Annotated in this window: 2 pseudogenes; both read left to right on the top strand. The window is 75.3% G+C overall.

What is annotated here, in order from left to right:
* A pseudogene (locus BKD30_RS16180) lies at positions 1–337 on the top strand (IS3 family transposase); the annotation flags it as partial.
* Positions 334–554: pseudogene (locus tag BKD30_RS15075) on the top strand (IS3 family transposase); the annotation flags it as partial. The pseudogenes BKD30_RS16180 and BKD30_RS15075, both read left to right, overlap by 4 nt.

Consider the following 554-nt stretch of genomic DNA (forward strand, 5'->3'; position numbering starts at 1 on the left):
GCGGCGGACCTTCACCGCCGCGTTCAAGGCGGCGATCCTGGCCGAGTACGAGGCGGCGGAGCGGGCCGAGCGTGGCGTGATCCTGCGCCGGGAGGGCCTGTATACCTCGCACATCATCGAGTGGCGCAAGGCCGCTGCCGCGGGCGCGCAGGCCGGGCTGGGCGGCAGGTCCCGGGACCGGCGGGACAAGGAGATCGAGGCGCTCAGAACGCGGGCGGAGAGGGCCGAGACGGAGCTGGCCCGCACCCGGGCCGCGTTGGACCTGGTGGGAAAAGCGCACGCGCTCTTGGAGACGCTCTCCGAGAGCGCGGACACGCCCCCGCGGTCGCCGCGGTGATCAACCCGGCCGTCGAGGGCCTCGCCGAGCAGGTCGGTGTCGCACGGGCGTGCGGGCTGCTGGGCCGTTCCCGCGCCAGCCACTACCGGGCCCAGAAGCCGCCACCGGCCCGGCAGCCCCGGCCGCGGCCGGCCCCGCCGAGTAAGCTCACCGGTGCCGAGCGAGCGCACGTGCTGGACGTGCTGACCAGCCAGCGGTTCGCGGACAAGTCGGTGGC

The sequence above is a fragment of the Tersicoccus phoenicis genome (assembly GCF_001968835.1).
GTDB classification, from domain to species: domain Bacteria; phylum Actinomycetota; class Actinomycetes; order Actinomycetales; family Micrococcaceae; genus Tersicoccus; species Tersicoccus phoenicis.